We start from the raw sequence: 22324 nt of genomic DNA on the forward strand, positions 1-22324 counted from the left end.
AGATCATAGCTCTTCGCGGCCCGCTATTTCGCGAGTACTACCCAGGAGAGTAGATCTCATGTCTACGACTGCACAAAACATGAGCCGCCGCGGCTTTCTCAAGTCGGCCACAGCCGCCGCAGGCGTTGCCGCCCTGTCCACAATGATCGTCTTCCGCGCCAATGCCGCTGCGGGATCTGGCGAACTGTTGATGAGCCCGGCCACCCCGAATCCCCAGGGCGCATTCGAGCGCCTGTTCCTGCTCAAGGGCGATCCTTTGGCCGGTCCAGTCCGCGCCATCGTCACGGAAACCGGCAATCCGGTGCCTGCCCCTTCGCTCGCTCCGGGCGAACGCCGTGTGCTGCGCCTGATGCATTTCAACGACATGCACAACCACCTGACCGACCAGCATAGCAAGAAGGGCGACACGCACCGCCTGTCGCAGATGGTCAAGCTGGTTCGTGAGACCCGCGCAGGTGCCGGCGACTCGGAAGCTGTGTTCTTCGTATCCGTTGGCGATGATCACACCGGCTCGGTGTTTGATGAACTTGTCGGCTGGTCCCCGGAAGACTTCGTCACCGATCCGGCATACCGCGCCTATTCCGCCGCCGGCCTCGACATCGCCGTTCTTGGCAACCACGAGTTCGACCGTGGTGCGGAGCTGCTGCGCATGGGGCTGAAGCGCGATGCCACCTTCCCGGTGCTCTCGGCCAATGTGCATGGCTCGGCCTTCCTCGCCCGCGATGAGGATTATGTCTGCGCCGCCATTGCCGAGGCCAAGGGCCTGCGTGTCGGCTTCATCGGCCTGACCACTGCCGTGGACACCCGCGTTGGCCAGCCCTCCGACCCCAGCCTTGCCGTCGCGAGCCCGGTGGAGGCCATCCGCAACGTGCTGCCGGCTGTCGCCGAGGTCTGTGACGTCGTAGTGATCCTGTCTCACTGCGGCTTTGGTTCAGGCTCGCACCGGTCGGGCAAGGCCGGTGCGGCACGCATGATCGGCGAAGGCGACCTGGACATTGCGGCTGCGGCCGGTCCTCTGACCAGCAAGCCGATTGTGCTGCTGGGCGGCCACTCACACACAATGCTCAACAGCGGCGGCATCGACACGGACAATGTTGTCGAGGGCGTTCTCATTGCGCAGGCCGAAGCCAACGGCAAGTTCCTGGGCGACATCAGCATGTCCATCGCGGCCGAGAACGGCCGCAAGGCCTGGTTCTCGTCCGTCAGCCTGCATCCGGTCAAGAACCGCGACGACCGCGTCAAGGCGGATGAGCCGTCCTATGCCGCTCTGGAGCATGAGGGGGACTATGACGCTGCCTTTGAGGCAGAGACCATTGCACCGCTGCTGAAGGCCCTCGATTCCAAACTGGCCGAGGAGATCGGTCAGGTTGCCAGCGATGAACTCGTCTCGACCGAGCGCACCCTCGCAGACCGCTATATCCGTGAAGTGGCCATCGCCAATTTCATGAATGACGCTCTGGTCCAGCGCTCCTCGACGTTCCCGGGAGGCCAGATCGACATTGCTCTCTTCAATGCCACCGGCCTGCAGACCGGCATCAGCCAGGGTCCGCTGACGTTCAAGGCCTGGTATGATGTCATGCCCTATGCGGACAATGTGCATGTCGCCACCATGACGGGTGCGCAGATCCTCGAGATGCTGGACAACAATGCCAAGCGCTTCGTGCGGCCAGAGGAACTGACGGCAGGCACGCTGGACCTCACCCAGTTCGTGTCCCGCGGTCTTCTGCATTTCTCGAGCGCCCTGCGCTACCGGGTTGACCTCGGGGCCTCGGCTGCACAGGCCAAGGCCGTGGATGTCACGATCGCCGGCACACCCATAGGGGACGTGCTCGACAAGACATACAAGGTGGCATTCAACACCTATGTCTCGCTCGGAGCCTTTGGGGAAGCCTGGAATGGCAAACCGGTCTCCGGCGGCGTGCCCGGCGATATTCCCAGCATGGATCTTCGCAAGCTCGATTACGACCATACGGGCCTCGTGTACCGCAACGAGATCATTGCTCATATTCGTGACCTGAAGGTCATTTCAGCAGAAACCGGCGCCCGACTTGACGGGCGGCTTGCCATCGGCTGACGCATCGCGCCTTGAAGTGCGCAAGCCTTTGCGGCGCAAGACCCGCATCCCAACAAGCTGTCCGGGAGCCCCCCCCCCGGACAGCACCAGCGGCGCCTCATCGCTCTCAGGGCATGATGCCCTCGCGCCCGGCCCTTCGGATCTGCATCAGGCAAAGCATGCCCTTGTGCAAAACACCGGAAACCCGGGCTGCGGCGCAAGCCTGCCGCAAGGTTCATCAGCATATATAGCAAGGGTCTGCTGAATTTTGTGCTGGCAACTTTGGGGGCGGGCACGAATTTACGCCGCCTGCGACCTCTTTACGGAGATCTTTGCCGCTCATGGACCTGGTGTCACCAAGCCCCACGCGTACCGAATACATCCATGATGACCGGACCCAGACGCGCGTCGCCATGGTCATCATCGGGTTCGGAGCGGCTGCCTGTGTTGTGGGAAGCCTGATGGCGAACAGCATCTGGCCGGCGGCTCTCGCCAGTCTGATTTCCGGCTCCATCATTCTGCGGCTTCACCTTCAGACGGCCCGCACCCGGGTGATCTTCGATACGCACGGCAACAAACTGCTACTGGAACACCGCACGCCCTCCGGACGGCTGCTGGGCAGCGGCCGCTATGAGCTTTCCAGCCTGGAAAATGTCATCGCCGAGAAGGCTGGCCCCTTGCACAATTTCATGTCCCGCAAGGTTTGGCAGCGGCCGGTTATGATCATCGCGGGCCAGCGCGTCCCCCTCACCTACCGCAGCTTCGAAACAGGCAGCGGCACGCAAGAAATCGTCACGCAGTTGCGTGACCGCTTCGGCCTGCCCCGCTCCGCCCGTTATGCTGCGGAACAGGAAGACACGGGCCACATCGAGGTCAAACAGCCCCGCGCCAGCCGGGAGGCAAAAGCGGACGAGGACGAAGACAACATGAGCGCCATCGCGAAGCGTGCCCGGGCCATCCGCGAGCAGAGCCTCGGAGACGCGTAATATCAAGGCTTTCGATGCTGACGCATCACGCCTTGGCATTGCACAGGCGCAGCACAGGCCTGACCAACTCCCGGTGTGTGAAACTCATCAAGAGTTTGTATGCAGCCACTGCGGCCGCTACCGTTCTTCTTATCTGAGCCCTTGGCCTGCAGGTTTTCCTGAAAGGGCGGCGGCGCCTGCCGGTCATCACAGACTTCAGAACGAGCTTTAACGGCCGCCGCACCAAGCAGCGCGCCGCCTGCCGTGTTTTGCACACTGCGCCGTGCCCCCGCCATCTCAAGCTGCAGAACTCGGCACTCAGTCCTGCGTATAAGGTTAGCCAGATCAGGAAAACTCCTGATTCCGCTGAGTTTCCTGCCTATTCCCACCCCTCCAGGCCGTTTAATACTACTATTAAACTCTCAAACGCATCGAAGTGACAGACAAAAGACACAAGCGTTTATTCAGTTTTAAGCATCATCAGTCAAATAGTGCCGAGGAGGAAAGTACCGGAATCACCGTGACCACCAGCCAGAGAGAAACTTCGACGATGACGCAGATTGACAAATCCGGCCGCCGCCGCAGTCTCATGACCAGGATCCTTGCGGCAACAGCCGCTTCGATCCTCGGAATTTTCGCCATCTTCGCCCTCTACAATGACATCGTCATGCGCGAGCAGACGGAAGAGCGCGTGAACAGCAACCTGTCGATGGTTGGCAGTTCCGTTGCGAAAAGCGTGTCGAACTGGCTGACGGGCCGCACGATGCTGACCGAATTCGCCATGCAGTCGCTGGGGGCAAAGCCCGCTTCCGAAATGGCGCCGGAACAGTTCAACGTTCCTCTGCTGACCTCCACCTTCCTCATGACCTATTACGGCAACTCGGAAGGCCAGTTCTTCCAGTGGCCGCCGTCACCGCTTCCTGAAGGCTATGACCCGCGCAAGCGCCCCTGGTACAAGGCTGCCGCCTCCTTCGGCAAGCTGACGCTGACCGAGCCCTATATCGCGGCCTCTTCGGGTGAGCTGAACATCACTGCCGCCGCCCCGCGCTACCAGAATGGCCAGATGGTGGGCGTTGTCGGTTCCGATTTTTCCATCCAGATGCTGGACCAGATGCTGAAGGACGCCAATCTGGGCGACCTCGGCTTCCTCTTCATCACCGACAAGTCCGGCAAGGTGCTGATCCACGCCAATCAGGACCTGATCGGCAAGACCCTCGCCGATATCTATCCCGGCGCGCAGGTTTCCACCGGTGTCATGCAGGACGTGGACAGCGCCGAGGGCGCGCGCCTGCTCGGCTTCCAGCCTATTGCAGGATTGCCGGGCGTCGACTGGTATGTGGCAATGTCCATCGACAAGGGCGTTGCCTTTGCCGAGCTGTCCGACTTCCGCCAGTCCACGCTGATTGCAACGCTGGCTGCCGTTGCCATCATGCTGGCGCTCATCGGCACCCTGTTCCGCAACTGGCTGGCACGCCCTCTGGGCAGCATCACCGGCGCCATGAGCCGCATTGCCGAAGGTGACCTCACCGTTGCCATCCCCGGCCTTGGCCGCAATGACGAGATCGGCGCCATTGCCGGTGCCGTGCAGGTGTTCAAGGATCATTCCCTGGAGCGCGAGCGGCTGGAAGCAGCCCAGAGTGCCGAACAGGAGGCCAAGCAGCGCCGTGCTGAAGCGGTGGATCGCATGATCAACGCCTTCGCCTCGGAAGTAGGCTCTGCCCTGCAGACGGTCAGTTCCGCAACGCAAAATGTGGTTTCCACCGCACGCCAGCTGACCCAGACCTCCGAATCCAGCTCGGAAGGGGCCAATCTCGCCGCGGCTGCATCCGAGGAAGCTGCCGCGAACGTCCGCTCGGTGGCAGCCGCTTCCGAAGAGCTAAACTCCTCGATTGCCGAGATCGCCCGCCGGGTGGAGCATTCCAACGAGATCGCCAACCGCGCCTCGGATGCCGCCACCGAGACGAACCAGACGGTTCAAAGCCTGGTGCAGACGACGGACAAGATCAGCCAGATCGTCAAGCTCATCAATGACATTGCAGCCCAGACCAACCTTCTGGCGCTCAATGCCACCATCGAGGCAGCCCGTGCGGGTGATGCGGGCAAGGGCTTTGCGGTCGTGGCAACGGAAGTGAAGTCTCTGGCCAACCAGACCGCTTCGGCCACGGAAGAAATCGCCACGCAGATCCAGGCGATGCAGGCCGTGTCCAATCAGGCCGCCATGGCCATCGGCAGCATCGCCGATGTCATCGGCCAGATGACCCACATCTCCACCGACATCTCCGCCGCCGTAACCCAGCAGAGCGGTGCCACCACCGAGATTTCCCGCTCGGTGCATGAAGTGGCAACCGGCACGCAGAATGTCTCGGAAACCCTGAGCCATGTGTCGCGCGGGGCCAGCGAGACGGGCGAGAGCGCGCAGGTTCTGCTCGACGTTGCCACCCAGCTGACCCAGCAGACCGGCAACCTGCGCCAGCGCATCGACGCCTTCTTCGCCGAGATCCGCGCCGCCTGAGACAGGCGCAGGACAGACATGAAAAGGGCGGCCTCATCAGCCGCCCTTTTCATTTTCAGGTCTGCCGGGAACCGGCGTCAGGCTTCCATCGGCACGCGGGCCATGGCGTCCAGCAGAGCAGCGCGGTGCTCTTCCACCAGCGCCTCCAGCTTCGCCACCCGCTCGGGCGTAAAATGCCCCTCGGCGTCCAGAATATTGACCGTGCCCACGACCGTCCCGCCGTCTGAAACGGGAATGTTCATGGCCGAATGGCAGCCGAGCTGGTTGATGAGGGCGTGATCGGAAAAATACACCGCGAATTCCGGCGTCGTGTTGGCCACGAAGCTCTTCTGTTCGCCCAGCACGAGATCGGTCCAGCCATCCGAACGCATCGGCTTGGTGCCGGACGCCGGGTATTCGGCCGGATGCGAGGTATAGGCGCGGCGGCTGAGGCCTGCCTTGCGGTCAAGAACCGTCACCGTGAAGAGGCGCGCGCCCACGGCGGTGCGGGCAGCCTCATGCAGGGCGGCAAAGACGGTATCGGGGGATGCGGTCATGATGGACTTCCGGGGCGTTGGGATGAGAGAGGGAAATGACGGGAGGTGGTGGTGTATTTTCCTTGAATCTCACCGGTGTCATCCCGGTTTGGCGCGCAGCGGCAAGACCGGGATCCAGTAGGCCCGGCGCACGAGATGCGAATGCCTGGGGTACTGGATCCCCGCCTTCGCGGGGATGACAACGGTTGAGTGTCAGGCCCGGAGGGCAGCACAGCCGCCCTCCGGAATCTCCTGCAGGCAGACTGCCTCAGTTCTTGGTCACGAGACGGTAGTAGACGAAATCGGATGTGGCGCCGTTGACGTAGCCCTGCACCTTGCCGTTCATCGCCACCTGCTTGACCGCCTGGAACATGATGACGAAGGGCGATTCTGCCTGCATCGACTTCTGCAGTTCGGCATACATTTCGAGGCGCTTTTCCGGCGACTTTTCGGTCAGCGCGGCCATGGTCTTTTCGTTGATCTCCTTCGGCGGCATCCAGGCATTGCGCCAGGTGGTCGTCGAAGCATACTTGTCGTCCGAATTGTCCGCGTTATAGGCGAAGGCCTTGGCGTTGGAATGCGGGTCCATGAAGTCCGGGCCCCAGTAGAGCAGCATGCCCTGATGGGTGCGGGCGCGGTACTTGGTGATCACCTGCGCGCCGGTGCCGGGGATGATCTCGAAGTTGATGCCCGCCGGAGCAAAGGACGACTGCAGCGCCTGCGCCATGTCGGTGAAGGGGCTGGAGTTGATGACGTCGAGCTGGATCGTCAGCGGCAGCGTGACACCGCCATCGGCGAGGATCTGCTTTGCCTTTTCCAGTTCATACTTGAACGGCGTGTCATTGACCGCGCCGGGGAAACCTTCCGGCCAGAAGGCCTGATGCACCATCATCTGGCCCTTCAGGAAGGTGCTGGCCATGCCGTCATAATCGACGAGATAGCGGGCCGCCTCCCACAGCGCCTTGTTGGTCAGCGCCTCGGTCTTCTGGTTGAAGGAAATCCAGTGAACGGCCGCCTGCGGATAGGTCTCGACCTTGATGTCGGACTTGCCTTCAAGGCCGGACACCTGATCCGGCGTCAGGTTCTTGGCCATGTCCACATCGCCGGATTCCAGCAGCAGGCGCTGGGTGGCCGCTTCCGCCACATGGCGGATGACGACCTGCTTCATGGCCGGTGCGCCGCCCCAGTAGTCCGGGTTGGCTTCCAGCGACAGCATTTCGGAAGGCCGGTAGGCGCGCAGCTTGAACGGGCCGGTGCCGGCGGAGTTCTTGTTCAGCCAGGCATTGCCCAGATCGTCATTTTCCTGATGCGACATGACCGTTTCCATGTCGACCACGGAGGCGACACGGGCGGCCAGAACGTTCAGCACGAAAAGCGGCGAGAAGTCACCGGCATAGCGGACGGTGACCTTGTTGCGCTCCACGGTCACCATCTCTTCGATGTTGTCCGGGGTCCAGCCGAGATTGGCGAGAATGAAGGCGGGCGCCTTGTTGAGAAGCAGAACACGCTTCCACGAGCCCAGCACATCCTCACCGCGCAGCGGGTTGCCGGAGTGGAACTTCACGCCATCGCGCAGGGTGAAGACGATGGTCTTGTTGTCCGCGTCGATGGCCCATTCGCTGGCAAGGCCCGGCGCCAGCGCCGTGGTGTCCGTTGCATCGTAATGGACGAGCTGGTTGTAGACGTTGACGACATATTCGCCGGAAGAAAACTCGTAGGCGGTCGCCGGGTCGATGGTGACGATGTCATCGATGTTCTGCGCAACGACGAGGGCCGTGCCCGGCGTTGCGGCATGTGCCGGAAGCGCGGTCAGCGTGGTCAGAGCCGTCAGCGACAACAGACCGGCGGCAAACGCGGTTCTGAAAAGCTTCATTGTCTTCTCCTGAAGGAAGGCAGGTTTGTCTTGGCCGCAGCATTCCCCGCTACGGCTGGTCGGGGGTTCGGCCAATGAGCCGGGGCGTGTTGCCGGTCCACAGGATGCGGACGGGCCGGTCTCCGGCATTGGCGAAGGAATGGGGCGTGTCGCCCATGAAATGCAGGCTGTCTCCGGCGTTGAGCGTAAAGACCGCTTCGCCCAGCGTCTGGCGCAGCGTGCCTTCCAGCACGACGATCAGCTCCTCGCCCGTGTGGGAGGTCTGTTCCGAGGCATAGCCAACCGGGATGTGGACGATCACTGACGACAGCGTGCCGCCCGGCAGCACCGTGTTGAGCCGCTCGTAGGACAAGGCCCGCTCGCCCAGCGAGAACAGATCGCGCTCGCCCGAGCGGGTGATGCTGTTGGCGGGCTTTGGTGTTGCAACGAACCAGTCAATCTCGACGCCCAGCGCATCGGCAATGGCAGCCAGCGTGCCCAGCGAGGGCGTCGCCTTGCCGCGCTCCACCTGCGACAGGAAACCGACGGAGATGCCTGCCTGATCGGCCAGCTGCTGCAGGGTCAGATCCCCCTTGCGCCGCAGCTCGCGGATGCGGCCGCCAAAATGCGGCGTCGCCGCAACTGTTGCAGCGGCTTGCATCTCCTCAGCGTCCTTGAGGGCGTTGCTCATCCCGGATCTCCAAAATTTCTTTGACGCTAGTAAAAAAATTTTGCTACGTCAAAAGAAGTTTAACTGGCAAGGAAAACGCCGTGAGCAACGCCACCCTGACCGGCCGCCGGGGCGCCCTTCCTGCCCGGCTCGCTTCCCTGCTGTGGTTTGCCGCCACGATTGCGCTGACCTTCCTCGGCCTGCTTGCCATCACCTTTGTCATCGGCCGCGTCGTGCCAATTGACCCGGTCTTGGCCGTCGTCGGCGACCGGGCACCGAAGGAAGTCTATGATGCGGTGCGCCTGCAGATGGGCATCGATGATCCGCTGCCCGTCCAGTTCGTCCGCTATGTGGGCGATGTGCTGCAGGGCGATCTCGGCCGGGCGGTGACGACCTCCAATCCCGTGATCGAGGATCTGGCGCGGGTGTTTCCCGCCACCCTCGAAATGGCAACGCTCGGCATCATCATAGGTGTCGCCATCGGCGTGCCGCTGGGTGTGTGGGCCGCCGCGCGGCAGGGCAGCGTCATCGACCAGATCATCCGCGTCATCGGCCTTGCCGGCTATGCCATCCCTGCCTTCTGGCTTGGTCTCGTCGGCCTCGTGCTGTTTTACGCCAAGCTGAAATGGGTCGGCGGGCCGGGGCGGATCGACATCTTCCTTGATGGCATGGTGACGCCACGCACCGGGCTGCTGCTGGTGGACAGTCTGATCGACGGCGACATGGACAGCTTCCGGAGCGCTTTCGCCCATATCATCCTGCCCGCCACCATCCTCGGCTTCTTCGCCCTCGCCTATATCGCCCGTATGACCCGCTCCTTCATGCTGGAGCAGCTGGGGCAGGAATTCATCACCACGGCCCGCGTCAAGGGTGCGCCGGAGCGGGTGGTGATCTGGCGCCATGCCTTCCGCCCGATCCGCGTGCAGTTGATCACCGTCATCGGCCTCTCCTATGCCGGGCTTCTGGAAGGCTCGGTGATGATCGAGACCGTGTTCTCATGGCCGGGCATCGGCAACTACCTCACCAACGCCCTGCTCAATGCCGACATGAATGCGGTGCTGGGCGCAACGCTGGTGATCGGCGCCGTCTTCATCTGCATCAACAAGCTGTCTGATGCGCTCTATCTCCTTCTCGACCCGAGGGCCCGCGCATGAGCTCGACCCGCGACTGGCTGCTGGACGAAACGCCCGCCACCCGCCTGCAGGCCCAGCTGGGTCAGGGCTACCGAACCTTGCGCGCCCTCTTGCGCAATCCGCTGACGGTGGTGGGGCTGGTGATCATCCTCACTCTGCTGCTGACGGCCGCCTTCGCGCCGTGGATTGCGCCCTACAGCCCGATTGAAGGCCAGCTGACCGCCCGCCTGCTACCGCCATCCTGGGACCACTGGATGGGCACGGACGAGCTTGGCCGCGACATCTTCAGCCGCGTTGTCCATGGCGCTCGCATCACGCTGTTCATCGTGCTTCTGGTGGCCGTCATTTCCGCGCCGCTCGGCCTCGTCATCGGTGCCGTCTCCGGCTATTTCGGTGGCGTGGCGGACCGGATCATCATGGGGCTGACGGATATTTTCCTGTCCATGCCCCGGCTGATCCTCGCCCTTGCCTTCGTTGCCGCCCTCGGGCCCGGCATCGAGAATGCGGTGATCGCCATCGCCATCACCGCCTGGCCGGTCTATGCCCGCCTTGCCCGTGCCGAAACGCTGACCATCCGCAAGGCGGAGTTCATCGCCGCCGTGCGCATGCAGGGGGCGAGCCATGGCCGCATCATCCTGCGCCACATCCTGCCCTTGTGCATGTCCTCCACCATTGTCCGCGTCACGCTGGACATGGCCGGCATCATCCTGACTGCCGCCGGCCTCGGCTTCCTCGGCCTTGGCGCGCAGCCGCCGCTGCCCGAATGGGGGGCGATGATCTCCCGCGGGCGGGCCTTCATTCTGGATCAGTGGTGGGTGGCCACCATGCCCGGTTTCGCCATCGTCATCGTCAGCCTCGGCTTCTGCCTGTTTGGCGATGGCCTGCGCGATGTGCTTGATCCGCGCCAGCGCACGAAGTGAGGGACCCGGCATGAGCACGCTTCTCGACGTTCAGAAGCTCAAGGTCCGTTTCCCCACCGAACGCGGCGAAGTAGAGGTGGTGAAGGGCATCAGCTTCTCGCTGGGCCGCGAGCGCCTCGGCATCGTGGGCGAATCCGGCTCCGGCAAGTCGATGACCGGCCGGTCCATCATGGGCCTGATCGGCCATCCGGGCCGCGTCACCGCAGACCGGATGATCTTCGACGGCATCGACCTGACGAAAACCGGCGAGGCCGGATACCGCCGCCTGCGCGGAGCCCGCATGTCCATGGTGATGCAGGACCCGAAGTTCTCGCTGAACCCCGTCATGCGCATCGGCGAGCAGATCGGCGAGGCCCTCGCCTTCCATGCCCGCATCAGCGCGAAAGCCCGCAAGGCCAAGGTGCTGGAAGCGCTGGAGGCGGTGCGGATCAATGATCCGGAACGTGTCTATGCGCTCTATCCGCATGAAGTCTCCGGCGGCATGGGCCAACGGGTGATGATCGCCATGATGGTGATCCTTGAGCCGGATCTGATGATCGCCGACGAGCCGACCTCGGCGCTGGATGTCTCCGTCCGGGCGCAGGTGCTGGAAATCATGGACGATCTCGTCCGCCGCCGCGGCATGGGCCTGATGCTGATCAGCCACGACCTCAACATGGTCTCGCACTGGTGCGACCGCATCCTCGTCATGTTCAACGGCGAAATCGTCGAGGAATGCGCCGCAGGCAAGCTGCATGAGGCAATGCACCCCTACACGCAGGGTCTCATCGCCTCCCTGCCCCGCCTCGACGAGACCCGCGAGCGCCTGCCCGTGCTCGACCGCGCCGCACTGGAGAAACTGGCATGATCGGCGTTGAAGGCCTCACGGTTGTCTATGGCACCACGGCGGTGGTGCGGGATGTCAGCTTTTCCGTCGCCACCGGCGAAAGTTTCGCGCTGGTGGGGGAATCGGGCTCCGGCAAGTCTACCATCCTGAAGGCGCTGGCCGGACAGGTGGACAGCTGGTCCGGCGCGCTGACGCTCGGCAGCCTGCCACTCGGCCACAAGCGCACCAAGGCGATGATGCGCCACGTGCAGATGGTGTTTCAGGACCCCTACGGCTCACTGCACCCGCGCAAGACCGTCGATGACGCCTTGAGCGAACCGCTGGCAATCCATGGGCTTGGAGACCGGGACCAGCGGGTGCTGTCCATGCTGGATGCCGTCGGCCTTGCCCGCAAGTTCCGCTTCCGCCTGCCGCATCAATTATCCGGCGGCCAGCGCCAGCGCGTCGCCATCGCCCGCGCCCTGATGCTGGAGCCGGAGCTGCTTCTACTTGATGAGCCGACCTCAGCGCTCGACGTATCGGTGCAGGCGGAAATCCTCAACCTGCTGAAATCCTTGCGCGAGGAGCGCGGCCTCACCTACCTGCTCGTCACGCACGACCTGCCGGTGGTCTCCTTCCTCTGTGACCGGCTGGGCGTGCTGCGCAATGGTCAGCTTGAGGAAATCGCCCCTGTGTCCGCCCTGAAGGCAGGCGCCCTGACCAGCGCCTACGGCCGCGAACTGGTGCAGCGCAGCGAGTCTTTCTGAAAAAGGCTTTCGAGGCGCAAAGCTCACCCGGCACTGGCGGAAGCCTGAAACTCCGACCGGTAGCGGGAGGGCGGCACCGTCATGATCCGGCGGAAATGCAGGCGGAAGGTTTCCGGCGCGCCGAAACCGCAGCGGGCGGCGATGGCATCGATGCTCTCGCTGCTTGCCTCCAGCAGATGGCAGGCGTGGCGGATGCGGGCGCGGATCAACCAGTCGAGCGGGGCAAGGCCCGTGGCATCGCGGAACCGGCGGCTGAGAGTGCGCAGGCTGCAGCAGGCCACCTCCGCCATGCGCGGCAGATCCCACTCCTGATCCAGCTCCCGCTCGATCCGCTCCAGCAGCGGTGCCAGCGAGCCTTGGGGAAAACGGGCAACGGGCCTTGGCACGAATTGCGCCTGCCCGCCCTCCCGCTGCGCCGGAACCACAAGGCTGCGGGCCAGCGCATTGGCCGCCTGCCAGCCGAAATCCCGGCGGACCAGCGACAGGGACAGGTCGATGCCGGCCGCAGACCCTGCCGCCGTCAGCACGTTGCCATCTTCCACGAACAGCACGTCCTCGACGATGTCAGAGGCAGGCGCCACCCGGCGCAGATCCGGGATATAGCGCCAGTGCGTCGTCGCCCTGCGGCCATCCAGCAGCCCTGCCGCCGCCAGCAGGAAGGCTCCGCTGCAGAAGGTCACAAGCCGCGCCCTGCGTGCATGCGCAGCTTGCAGCCGTTCCCTCAGGCCGGGCGGCAGCCGGTGATCCCGCCCCGGCCAGCCGGGCACGAGAATGATATCCGCCTCATCAATGAGGCTCAGCGGTGCATCGGCCCGCACCGAAACGCCGCCGCTGGCCGAGACTGTCTCCATCTCCACCGCCACGGCGGCAAAGCGGTACCACGGCCCCTCCACCTCCGGCTTTTTGGAGGCAAAGACCTCCGTGCAGATGGAAAATTCAAAGAGGCTCAGGCCCTCATAGACCAGAGCCACCGCCAGCGGCGTCTGCTCTGCTGTCTTGAGGCTGATGGCCCGTGCGTCTCCCTGTCCCTGAATGCCCATGGTGCGCCCTTTGATCACTTGGCACGATGCTACCGGATAATGGCATTCCGGCCAATGGCGAAGAAGCGGATTTCCGGCGATCTTCTGCCCATCGCAGCCCATGACGGCATGAGCGCTGCCGCAGACAGACAAGGATCAGACGATGGCCAGTTCCGTGACCCAATTTCCCGCCGCCCCTTCCGCCGAGGCTCTGGCCCATTTCGAGGCGCGGCTTGGCTTTGAGACCGACTGCTGGGACGTGCATCACGCCCTTTCCACCGGGCAGCAGGACTTCGTGCTTCTGGATGTGCGCAGCCCAGCGCTTTACGCAAGCGGCCATCTGCCGGGCGCGCTCAACCTGCCCCATGGCAAGATGACGGAGCGGCGGATGGCGGAGTTTCCGGAAGGCTCGCTCTTCGTCGTCTATTGCGCCGGACCGCATTGCAACGGCGCCAACAAGGCCGCCATCCGCCTCGCCCGGCTCGGCCTGCCGGTGAAGGAACTCATCGGCGGCGTCACCGGCTGGCTGGACGAGGGCTTCACTCTTGCCACGCTCACCCAGCCGGCAGATTGAGTTCGGCACAGAACCCCTCTTCCGTCCGGTGAAAGCGAAGCTCCCCGCCCAGCTTGCTGACAGCCATGCCGACGATGGCAAGACCCAGACCGCTCCCCTCGCCCGCTGGCGAGGGACCCCGCTGGAAGCGCTCGCGGACCAGTTGATGGTCCTCTTCACGGATACCGGGCCCCTGATCAACCACGGTAAGCCTGAGGCGGCCCAGTTCCGTCTGTGCCGCAATGGCGATCCGGGAGCCTTCGGGGGCGTATTGCATGGCGTTTTCGATGATGTTGCGCAGGGCAAGACGCAACAGGTTTTCGCTGCGCACGCCCGCCAATAGCGTCTCATCCGCATCCGTGACGACCTGCAGCGAGCGGCGGTTCTGCAATCCTTCGAGATCCCCCAGCACGCCCTGGACAAGGGCCGCGATGGCCAATGTCTGCGGGCGTGGCTCACCCTCGGCGGAATCCACCGCCGCCATGTCGATCAGTTGCCGCACCAGACGGCCGGTGCGGTCCACGCTTGTCGAAATCTGTGCGAGTGCCCGGGAGCGGACCTGCTCGTCCGTGCTCATCAAGGCCACCTGCGCCTGCGTCTTCAGGCCGGCCAGCGGCGTCTTCAGCTCATGCGCCGCATAGGCGGTGAAAGTCTTCTCCCGCTCGCGCGCTTCACTGACCCGCTGGAACAGCGAGTTGAGCGAGCGCAGCAGCGGCCGCACCTCGCCCGGTGCACCAGTTTCGTCCAGAGGATGAAGCTCATCTGCCGAGCGTCCCGCCAGATGCGCCGCGATGCGGTTCAGCGGCGCCAGCCCCTGCGCCACGCTCAGCCAGATCAGCAGCGCCAGCAGCGGCAGAATGGCAAAGGCCGGCACGAGTTGCCCCTTCACCACATCCGCCACCAGCCTGTCGCGGATTTCGAGGCTGTCGCCCACCAGCACCCGCACATTCAGGACCGGATTGACCACGGCATAGACCCGCCATCTGGCGCCATCGACCGTGGTTTCACTGAAGCCATCGCGATGCTCTGCGAGCGACGCACGCGGCGCACTCTCCGAGCGGCTGACCAGTTGCCCCTCCAGAGACCATATCTGGCAGGAAAGCTGCCGCCGGTAATCGCCCTGATCCGCTGAAAACTCTGGCGGAACGCCGCTCGCCGTCTGGCTGTTCACCACGGCAGCCACATCGACGTGGTGATTGTTGATCAGTGAACTGACCATGCGGGCCGCTTCCATCAGACGCGCATCCAGTGCCTTTTCGACACGATGCTGAACGCTGACATAGGTCCAGGCGACGCCAAGCAGCCAGACTGCGCCCGTTGTCGCCAGCAGGATGAAGAAGAGCCGCAGGCGGATGGAGCGCATCAGCCAGCCCCCAGCCGGTAGCCGACACCGCGCACCGTCTCGATGGCGCTGGCGCCGAGCTTTGCCCGCAGCTTGTGAATATGCACTTCGATCGTGTTGCTTTCGACATCCTCCTGCCAGCCGTAAAGCCGCTCTTCGAGGGCGGTTTTCGAGTGGATGGCATTCGGATTTTCCATCAAGGCATGCAGGATCGAAAACTCCCGCCGGGACAGCGGGATGACCTCGCCCTTGCGCTCCAGAACCATGGAGGCGGGATCAAGGCTCAGGCCCCGGAGGCTCAGCTTGCCGCTTGCCCGACCTTCGGCACGGCGGGTAATGGCCCGCAGCCGCGCGGCCACCTCGTCCAGATCAAAAGGCTTGCCGAGATAATCGTCAGCGCCCGCATCCAGCCCGTTGACCCGCTCGCCCACCCCGTCCTTGGCCGTCAGCAGCAGAACCGGCAGACGGTTTCCGGCCTCACGGATGGACAGCAGGATATCCAGGCCCTGCCCATCCGGCAGCATCCGGTCGAGCACCATCGCATCAAAGCCGCCGGTTGCCAGCGCCTGCCGGGCATCGGAAACCGTAGAGACCCCGTCAACGGCAAAGCCATAAAGCTTCAGCCCCTCCCGCAGGCCGTCCAGCAGGACGAAATCATCTTCCACCACAAGTATCCGCAATCAAGCCTCCGTGAGCACGACCGTTCCTGTCTGGTGCCGTGGCAACCTTAAGCCTGCCTTAAGCTGGGAACGGGATCCCTCCCCAACCGGACAGGAAGCAGAAGGATGGTTCATGCGGTCAGGCACCCTTTTCATCGCTTTGGCGGCGATGCTGACGATACAGGCCCCGGCACAGCTGCAGGCGCAGGATGCCCCCCTGCCCATGGATCAGGCGTTCCGCCTGACGGTTGAACGCAGCGCCGGTGGCGATGCCGTCCTGCACTGGCAGATGGCAGAAGGTTACTATCTTTACCGCGAATATCTGGAGGCGAAAAGCCAGGCTGGCGAGGCACTGGAGGTCCGGAGCGGGCCGGGCAAGATCAAGGATGATCCGGGCTTCGGCACCATGGAAGTCTATTACGGCACTGCCACCGCCTCCATTGCAAGCCCGCCGCAGAAGATCGAAGTGACCTATCAGGGCTGTCAGGATGGCGGGCTCTGCTATCCGCCCACGGCCAAGCGCATTGATCTGGCAAGCCTTGCGGTCACGGATGCAGGCAGGCCTGCCTTGCCCGAAGCAGCCGCTTTTGAAGCGGAGGGGGAGCCGGGGTTCACACTGTCCGGAGATCACGCGGAGACGGCTGTTGACCGGCTGATGCAGGATGGCGGGCTGGCGCTGCTGCTGGCCGGCTTCCTAGGCTTCGGCCTGCTGCTCGCCTTCACGCCCTGCGTTTTCCCGATGTACCCGATCGTTGCCGCCATGCTGGCACGGGAGGGCGGGCAACTGACGGCCCGGCGCGGCCTTGTCATGTCCACGTCCTACGTTTCCGGCCTCGCCTTTGCCTTCGCCCTGCTTGGCGGGCTGGCGGCATGGTTCGGCCAGAATCTCCAGATGGCGCTTCAGTCGGTCTATGTCACGGCGGGCATTGCCGCGCTCTTCGTGCTGCTTGCCCTGCCGGGCTTCGGCCTGTTCAGCCTGCAGCTTCCCCAAGGCCTTGTCAGCCGCCTCACGCCCTCCGGCAAGGCCGGCGGAACAATTGCCGGGGCCGGAGCGCTCGGCTTTTCCTCGGCGCTGTTCATTGGCCCCTGTGTCACCGCGCCTCTGGCTGGCGCGCTGCTTTACATCGCCAGAACCGGCGATGCGCTGCTCGGCGCCATGGCGCTTTTTGCGCTGGGGCTCGGCAAGGGCATTCCCCTCATCATCATGTCGGCGGCGGGCGGCCGCATTCTTCCCAAGGCAGGTGCCTGGATGGAAAGCGTGCGGCAGATCTTCGGCTTCCTGTTTCTGGCAACCGCGCTGTGGCTCGTCATGCCGCTTCTGCCGGATTGGGGCAACCTGCTGGCCTCAGCCGCGCTCGCCCTCACCTTCGGCCTCTTCACGCTGCAGGCGGCAAACGGCTCCAGCCACAACGGCATGAAGCTGCTGGGCAGAAGCACCGGTCTGGCCTCGCTCTTCTGGGCCGCCCTTCTCTTCACCGGGCTCGGGCTGGGGGCAAGCGATCCGCTGGAACCGCTGGCGCCGCTCGCCACAAAGACGGCTTCCACCCAGGCTGCGCAGATCAGCAAGTCCAGCTTCACTGCGGTCACCTCGCGGGAAGACCTCACGGCCCGCATCGCGGCAGCGGACGGCAGCAGCCCGGCTCTTGTCTATGTGACCGCTGACTGGTGCGTGACCTGCCGCACCATCGAACGCAGCATCCTCAAGGACCCGCAGGTTGCCAGCGCCTTGACCGGCATAACCCTGACCACGCTCGACGTGACGGCAGCCGATGCCGGCAAACAGGCGCTGATGCAGGAACTGAAGGTCATCGGCCCTCCCACCCTGATCTTTCTGGACAGAGCAAGGCGGGAGCCGGATGGAACCCGACTGATTGGCAACTTCCCGGCGCAAGATCTGGCCGATGCCGCGATCAAGGCCAAGCAAGCGTCTCTTTTCAATCTTGCCAAGTGATACAGGAATACCGCATGCCCTCAAGCAAACTGCTGGCAACTGTCCTGTCTGCCCGCCAAACCCTGATCATCATGGCGCTGGCCCTGGGTCTGGGTGCCTGTGTGCAGACCTCACACACGGCGCCGCCGCATCCGGGCGCCGGACCTGCCGTGCAGGCCATGTATGGCCCGGTTATGGACGCTGAGGAGATGATCCCGGCCGTGGACGTGTCGAAGATGGACCCGGAAAATATCCGGCAGATCGTCAACTACCGGACACCCTATCCGCCGGGCACCATCGTTGTCGATCCGCATGCCCGGTTCCTCTATCTGGTGATGGAGAACAGCAAGGCGATGCGCTACGGCGTGGGCGTTGCCAAGGCAGGCCTGGAGTTTGAGGGTGAAGCCGATGTTGCCCGCAAGGCCCGCTGGCCGGGCTGGGTGCCGACGCCCGGCATGATCCAGCGGGAGCCGGAGCGCTATGGCCATCTGGCGCAGGGCATGCCCGGCGGCATCGAAAATCCCCTCGGCGCCCGCGCGCTCTATCTCTACAAGGACGGCAAGGACACGCTCTACCGGATCCACGGCACGAACGAGACCTGGTCCATCGGCCAGTCTGTGTCCTCCGGCTGCATACGCCTGCTCAATCAGGACATCATCGATCTTCATTCGCGCGTCCCGAAGGGATCGCGGGTGGTGGTGCTTGGCCCCGAACACTCTGGAAAAGGAGAATTCTGATGCTGCAACGGCGCGAGTTTATCACCGCAGGCCTCACCATGATGGGTGCTGCCCTTCTCTTCCCCGCGCAAAGCCTTGCCCGGATAACACGGGAAGACGTGTTCTACGACAAGGACGCCCCGGTTCTCGGCAACCCGGACGGCAAGGTCACCGTGGTTGAGTACTTCGACTACCAGTGCCCCTATTGCAAATCCTCCCACCCGGTTCTGAAGAAGGTGGTGGAGGAAGACGGTGATGTGCGGCTGGTGCTGAAGGACTGGCCCGTCTTCGGCGGCGCGTCGGTCTTTGCCGCACAGGCCGTGCTGGGGGCAGCCCAGATCGGCAAATACGAGACGGCCATGGAAGCGCTGATGAAAACAAAGGGAAAGCTGACCGAAGACATGGTGGAAGCGGCCCTGACCGGTGCGGGCCTGACCATGGAAGAGCTTGCCGCCGCCGTGAACGGCAACACTGCCAGGATCTCCGGCCTGCTGGACCGGAACTACGATCAGGCCCTTGCCTTCAATTTTGCAGGCACACCGTCCTTTGTCATCGGCAGTTCGCTTTACCCCGGCGTGCTGGACGAACGCGCGCTGAAGGCGGCCATCGCCAGGGCACGGAGTTAAATCCTGCGGCGACCGTCAGGGCTGCGGGCAGCTTTCGCGCCTTAAGGCTGCCTTAAGGCAGCCTTGCGATCCGCCTCTGCCGGTGGCCGGACAGCCGCAATGCCAGTTGTCCGGCCACCGCAAACGCAGACCGCAGGGCAGGTTCCGGGCGCAAGTCCGGCTGCCGCATATCAAGGCCCACCTTTGATGACCTCCATGAATACCCCCGTTTCAACGCGCCTGCGCGCGCGGTATTTCGCGCAGACCGCCCTCATGGGCCTGCTCGGCCTTGCCCTCACAGCCTGCGTCTCCACCAAACAGCCGGGCGAGCCTTCGCAGGCGGAGCAGGCAGCTCTGGCAACCGGTGTGGAGCGCTATCAGGCCCGCACCGATGAGCCCTTCCCGGTGGCAGCCGTCGACACGAAGAAGATCGGTGACAAGTACCTGAAGCAGATTGTTGACTACAAGACGGACTATCCGGCCGGGACGATTGTCGTCGATCCGGCCAGCCGGTTCCTTTATCTGGTCAAGGATGGCGGCAAGGCCGTGCGTTATGGCGTTGGCGTGGGCAAGGCCGGGTTCGAGTTCTCAGGCACCGCCCATGTCGGCTTCAAGCGGCAATGGCCGCGCTGGACGCCGACGCCGGACATGCTGGCGCGCGATCCCAGACGCTACGGCAAATGGGCAGACGGCATGGAGGGCGGCGACAAGAACCCGCTCGGCGCCCGCGCCATGTATCTGATGAAGGATGGCAAGGACACGCTCTACCGCATCCATGGCACCAACGAACCCTGGACAGTCGGCACCGCAGCGTCTTCAGGCTGCATCCGGATGCTCAATCAGGATGTGATCGACCTCTACAATCAGGTGTCCCCCGGTGCGCAGGTCGTGGTGCTGGGCGCCGACGGAAGCATCTGACCACTGCGCCGCACGGGCTTGAGCAGTTTCAAGGCGTGATGCGTCAGCATCGAAAGACTTGGCATGAGCAGAATGCCGCCGCCCTTCCACCGGCCAGACGCGGCATTCTGACGCCCGGCACCACGGGAAAACGGCAGGTTTCCAGACGCTTGTAGGGAATACCCTGGTCCCTCCCGGGAAAGTCCCAAATCGAAACGCATGGCCTGCGGTCTTACGATCACACACGAAAAATCAGGATAGGTCCGTGTGTCATGGAAGAAAGCAAAAACAGGAAACTGAAACGGCTGGGGGCAGCTGCGGCCGCAGCCGCCGTTCTGGCTTCCGGTGTAGCCATCTGGATGGCCATTCCCCCGGCCATCACCGCAAGGGAGCCTGACTTCGGCGCCAGCGTTGATCCGGCCCTGATCGAACGGGGTAAGTATATCGCGTATCTTGGCGACTGCGTTGCCTGCCACACCGAAAAGGGCGGCGCACCCATGGCCGGCGGTCTGGCGCTAGAAACCCCGATGGGCACGATCTGGTCCACCAACATCACGCCCGACCCGAAAACCGGCATCGGCGGCTGGACCTTCGGCGAATTTGACCGCGCCATGCGCAAGGGCGTGGCGGCAAATGGCCATAACCTTTACCCGGCCATGCCCTATCCCTCCTATGCCAAGATCACCGAAGAGGACATGACGGCGCTGTGGGCCTATCTCATCAAGGGGCTGGAGCCCGTGGAGAAGCCAAACCAGCCGGCGCAGATGAACTTCCCCTTCAACCTGCGCTTCGGCCTTGCCTACTGGAACGCCGTCTTTGCCGATGACACACCCTTCGTGCCGGACCCGGCCCAGGATGAGGAGTGGAACCGCGGCGCCTATCTGGTGCAAGGTCTTGGCCATTGCGGAGCCTGCCATACCCCGCGCGGCATCGGCTTCAACGAACTCGCCATGACGGAAAAGGGCCGCAATGGCGATCAGTTCCTTGCCGGGGCACAGGTGGAAAACTGGCACGCCATCGAACTGCGCGACCTGTGGACCGTGGAAGACACCGTCGAGCTTCTGAAGACCGGCCAGAACCGCTTTGCAACCGTCTCCGGTTCGATGACCGATGTCATCCTGCATTCGACGCAACATTTCACCGATGAAGACCTGACCGCCATCGCGGTCTATCTGAAGTCGCTGCCCTCAAAGCACCCCCGGCCGCTGCCGCCGGAACCGGTCTACACGGGCGCACCGGACGCGGCCTTCAACACCGCTGGCGGTCTGGGCTACATGCAGTTCTGCAACGATTGCCACCGGCCGGACGGAACGGGCGTGAGGGGCATTTTCCCGGCGCTCGCCGGAAACCCCACGATTACAGCGAAAGACCCCTCAAGCCTCATCCACATTACCCTGACAGGCTGGGAAACGGCGGCGACCAACGCATATCCACGCACCTACACCATGCCTGCATTCGCCCGGCTGACGGACAAGGAAATTGCAGAGATCCTCAGCTATGTGCGTGAGAACTGGGGCGGCGGTGCCCCTGCTGTCACCGAAGCGCAGGTGGCGAAGGCCCGCAAGAATATCGATCCGAAGATCGATGCATCCACATTCGTGACGCCGCGCCTCGCCAGCCTGCTTGACGAGCCGGACAAGGACCAGCTGGTTCTGGGCATGCGGCTCAACTCGGAGACGAACAAGCTGCTGCCGGGCCATGTCGGCAATGATCTCAACTGCACCTCGTGCCACCTGAATGCCGGCACGGTTGCCGATGGTTCGCCCTATGTCGGCGTCTCGGCCTTCTTCCCCAGTTATGCACCCCGTTCCGGCAGGGAAATCACCATGGCCGACCGCATCAACGGCTGTTTCCGCCGCTCGATGAACGGCCAGCCGCTGAAGCCGGACTCGGAAGAAATGCTGGCCATGCTTGCCTATTTCGACTGGATGAAAGGCGAAACCCGGCCAGAGGACAAGGTTGAAGGCCGGGGCATCGGCAAGATTGATCCGTCGCTGACGCCTGATCCGGTGAATGGTGAAAAGATCTATGCCGCCCAGTGCGCCGTCTGCCATGGCGCCAATGGCGAAGGCCTGAAGGATGGCGCAGGGCGTGTGGTCTATCCCGCGCTCTGGGGTGAGCGCTCGTTCAACATCGGCGCAGGCATGGCCCGCACCTACACGGCCGCCGCCTTCGTCAAGCGCAACATGCCCATCGGCTTCCACGAGAAGTTCCCGCTCGGACAGGGCGGCCTGTCGGATCAGGAAGCGCTCGATGTCGCCGAATTCTTCAGCCACAAGCCCCGGCCAGACTTTCCCGGCAAGGAAAAGGACTGGCCAAACGGAGGAAAACCGAAAGACGCCCGTTACTGATGCCTTGCCCAGGCATTATCAGGAGGACCGGCCGCATCGCGGCCGGTCTTTCACATCGCC

At 63.6% G+C, this 22324-nt stretch carries 19 protein-coding genes; 13 read left to right on the top strand and 6 right to left on the bottom strand.

Annotation, left to right across the window (positions count from 1 at the left end):
- The first annotated feature begins 58 nt into the window (after nt 1–58).
- The 3 genes from H163_RS0116835 to H163_RS0116845 all read left to right on the top strand — a co-directional run bounded on the left by H163_RS0116835 (nt 59) and on the right by H163_RS0116845 (nt 5530).
- The gene (locus H163_RS0116835; protein ID WP_115336422.1) at nt 59–2074 is read left to right on the top strand and encodes a bifunctional metallophosphatase/5'-nucleotidase; all 2016 of its coding nucleotides are present in this window, start codon (nt 59–61) and stop codon (nt 2072–2074) included.
- Nucleotides 2075–2394: 320 nt separating this feature from the next.
- Nucleotides 2395–3039 carry a hypothetical protein gene (locus H163_RS0116840; protein ID WP_019965783.1) on the top strand — a complete coding sequence of 215 codons (645 nt, stop codon included), beginning with the start codon at nt 2395–2397 and terminating at the stop codon, nt 3037–3039.
- A 529-nt stretch (nt 3040–3568) separates the two neighbouring features.
- Nucleotides 3569–5530, top strand: a complete 1962-nt coding sequence (locus tag H163_RS0116845) for a methyl-accepting chemotaxis protein (RefSeq protein ID WP_019965784.1) — start codon at nt 3569–3571, stop codon at nt 5528–5530.
- Nucleotides 5531–5607: 77 nt separating this feature from the next.
- Here the strand turns inward: H163_RS0116845 and H163_RS0116850 are convergent, their stop codons facing one another.
- The 3 genes from H163_RS0116850 to H163_RS0116860 all read right to left on the bottom strand — a co-directional run bounded on the left by H163_RS0116850 (nt 5608) and on the right by H163_RS0116860 (nt 8588).
- A complete protein-coding gene (locus H163_RS0116850) occupies nt 5608–6066 on the bottom strand; it encodes a GAF domain-containing protein (RefSeq protein ID WP_019965785.1) in 459 nt (152 codons plus the stop codon).
- Between the two features lie 247 nt (nt 6067–6313).
- Nucleotides 6314–7918: an ABC transporter substrate-binding protein gene (locus tag H163_RS0116855; protein WP_019965786.1), complete on the bottom strand. Its 1605-nt coding sequence runs from the start codon at nt 7916–7918 to the stop codon at nt 6314–6316.
- A 49-nt stretch (nt 7919–7967) separates the two neighbouring features.
- Nucleotides 7968–8588 (bottom strand): helix-turn-helix domain-containing protein, encoded by a 621-nt coding sequence (locus H163_RS0116860; protein ID WP_019965787.1) that lies wholly within the window; start codon nt 8586–8588, stop codon nt 7968–7970.
- 80 nt (nt 8589–8668) lie between these two features.
- Between H163_RS0116860 and H163_RS0116865 the strand changes: the two genes are divergently transcribed.
- Genes H163_RS0116865 through H163_RS0116880 form a run of 4 tightly spaced genes read left to right on the top strand, consistent with a single transcriptional unit; the run spans nt 8669 to nt 12192 of the window.
- Nucleotides 8669–9721 carry an ABC transporter permease gene (locus H163_RS0116865; protein WP_019965788.1) on the top strand — a complete coding sequence of 351 codons (1053 nt, stop codon included), beginning with the start codon at nt 8669–8671 and terminating at the stop codon, nt 9719–9721.
- The gene (locus H163_RS0116870) at nt 9718–10620 is read left to right on the top strand and encodes an ABC transporter permease (protein ID WP_019965789.1); all 903 of its coding nucleotides are present in this window, start codon (nt 9718–9720) and stop codon (nt 10618–10620) included. Before H163_RS0116865 ends, H163_RS0116870 begins: the two co-directional genes overlap by 4 nt.
- 10 nt (nt 10621–10630) lie before the next feature.
- Nucleotides 10631–11467: an ABC transporter ATP-binding protein gene (locus H163_RS0116875; protein ID WP_019965790.1), complete on the top strand. Its 837-nt coding sequence runs from the start codon at nt 10631–10633 to the stop codon at nt 11465–11467.
- Complete coding sequence (locus H163_RS0116880) at nt 11464–12192, top strand: ABC transporter ATP-binding protein (protein WP_019965791.1); 729 nt, start codon at nt 11464–11466, stop codon at nt 12190–12192. Before H163_RS0116875 ends, H163_RS0116880 begins: the two co-directional genes overlap by 4 nt.
- A gap of 23 nt (nt 12193–12215) precedes the next feature.
- Here H163_RS0116880 and H163_RS0116885 read toward each other — a convergent pair whose 3' ends face one another.
- Nucleotides 12216–13232, bottom strand: coding sequence for a helix-turn-helix domain-containing protein (locus tag H163_RS0116885; RefSeq protein ID WP_019965792.1), 1017 nt, complete (start codon nt 13230–13232; stop codon nt 12216–12218).
- Nucleotides 13233–13374: 142 nt separating this feature from the next.
- On the opposite strand from H163_RS0116885, the gene H163_RS0116890 reads away from it, so the two are divergent.
- Nucleotides 13375–13785 carry a rhodanese-like domain-containing protein gene (locus tag H163_RS0116890; RefSeq protein ID WP_019965793.1) on the top strand — a complete coding sequence of 137 codons (411 nt, stop codon included), beginning with the start codon at nt 13375–13377 and terminating at the stop codon, nt 13783–13785.
- Here H163_RS0116890 and H163_RS0116895 read toward each other — a convergent pair.
- Together H163_RS0116895 and H163_RS0116900 are read right to left on the bottom strand one after the other, a co-directional pair.
- A complete protein-coding gene (locus tag H163_RS0116895) occupies nt 13766–15127 on the bottom strand; it encodes an ATP-binding protein (RefSeq protein ID WP_019965794.1) in 1362 nt (453 codons plus the stop codon). The genes H163_RS0116890 and H163_RS0116895 overlap by 20 nt on opposite strands.
- Nucleotides 15127–15786 carry a winged helix-turn-helix domain-containing protein gene (locus tag H163_RS0116900; RefSeq protein ID WP_026355972.1) on the bottom strand — a complete coding sequence of 220 codons (660 nt, stop codon included), beginning with the start codon at nt 15784–15786 and terminating at the stop codon, nt 15127–15129. The genes H163_RS0116895 and H163_RS0116900 overlap by 1 nt, the downstream gene beginning before the upstream one ends.
- Before the next feature lie 112 nt (nt 15787–15898).
- Here H163_RS0116900 and dsbD point away from each other — a divergent pair, with 112 nt between their 5' ends.
- The 5 genes from dsbD (at nt 15899) to H163_RS0116925 (ending at nt 22264) form a co-directional block, all read left to right on the top strand.
- Nucleotides 15899–17716 (top strand): protein-disulfide reductase DsbD, encoded by a 1818-nt coding sequence (dsbD, locus tag H163_RS23070; protein ID WP_040679120.1) that lies wholly within the window; start codon nt 15899–15901, stop codon nt 17714–17716.
- Nucleotides 17717–17730: 14 nt separating this feature from the next.
- Entirely contained in the window at nt 17731–18432 is a 702-nt protein-coding gene (locus H163_RS0116910; protein WP_019965797.1) for a L,D-transpeptidase, read from the top strand.
- Nucleotides 18432–19037 (top strand): DsbA family protein, encoded by a 606-nt coding sequence (locus tag H163_RS0116915; RefSeq protein ID WP_019965798.1) that lies wholly within the window; start codon nt 18432–18434, stop codon nt 19035–19037. Before H163_RS0116910 ends, H163_RS0116915 begins: the two co-directional genes overlap by 1 nt.
- A 195-nt stretch (nt 19038–19232) precedes the next feature.
- A complete protein-coding gene (locus tag H163_RS23075; protein ID WP_425594381.1) occupies nt 19233–19934 on the top strand; it encodes a L,D-transpeptidase in 702 nt (233 codons plus the stop codon).
- Nucleotides 19935–20185: 251 nt separating this feature from the next.
- Entirely contained in the window at nt 20186–22264 is a 2079-nt protein-coding gene (locus H163_RS0116925) for a c-type cytochrome (protein WP_019965800.1), read from the top strand.
- Nucleotides 22265–22324: the final 60 nt, after the last annotated feature.

Origin of the sequence: Pannonibacter phragmitetus DSM 14782 (assembly GCF_000382365.1) — a bacterium.
GTDB classification, from domain to species: Bacteria; Pseudomonadota; Alphaproteobacteria; order Rhizobiales; family Stappiaceae; genus Pannonibacter; species Pannonibacter phragmitetus.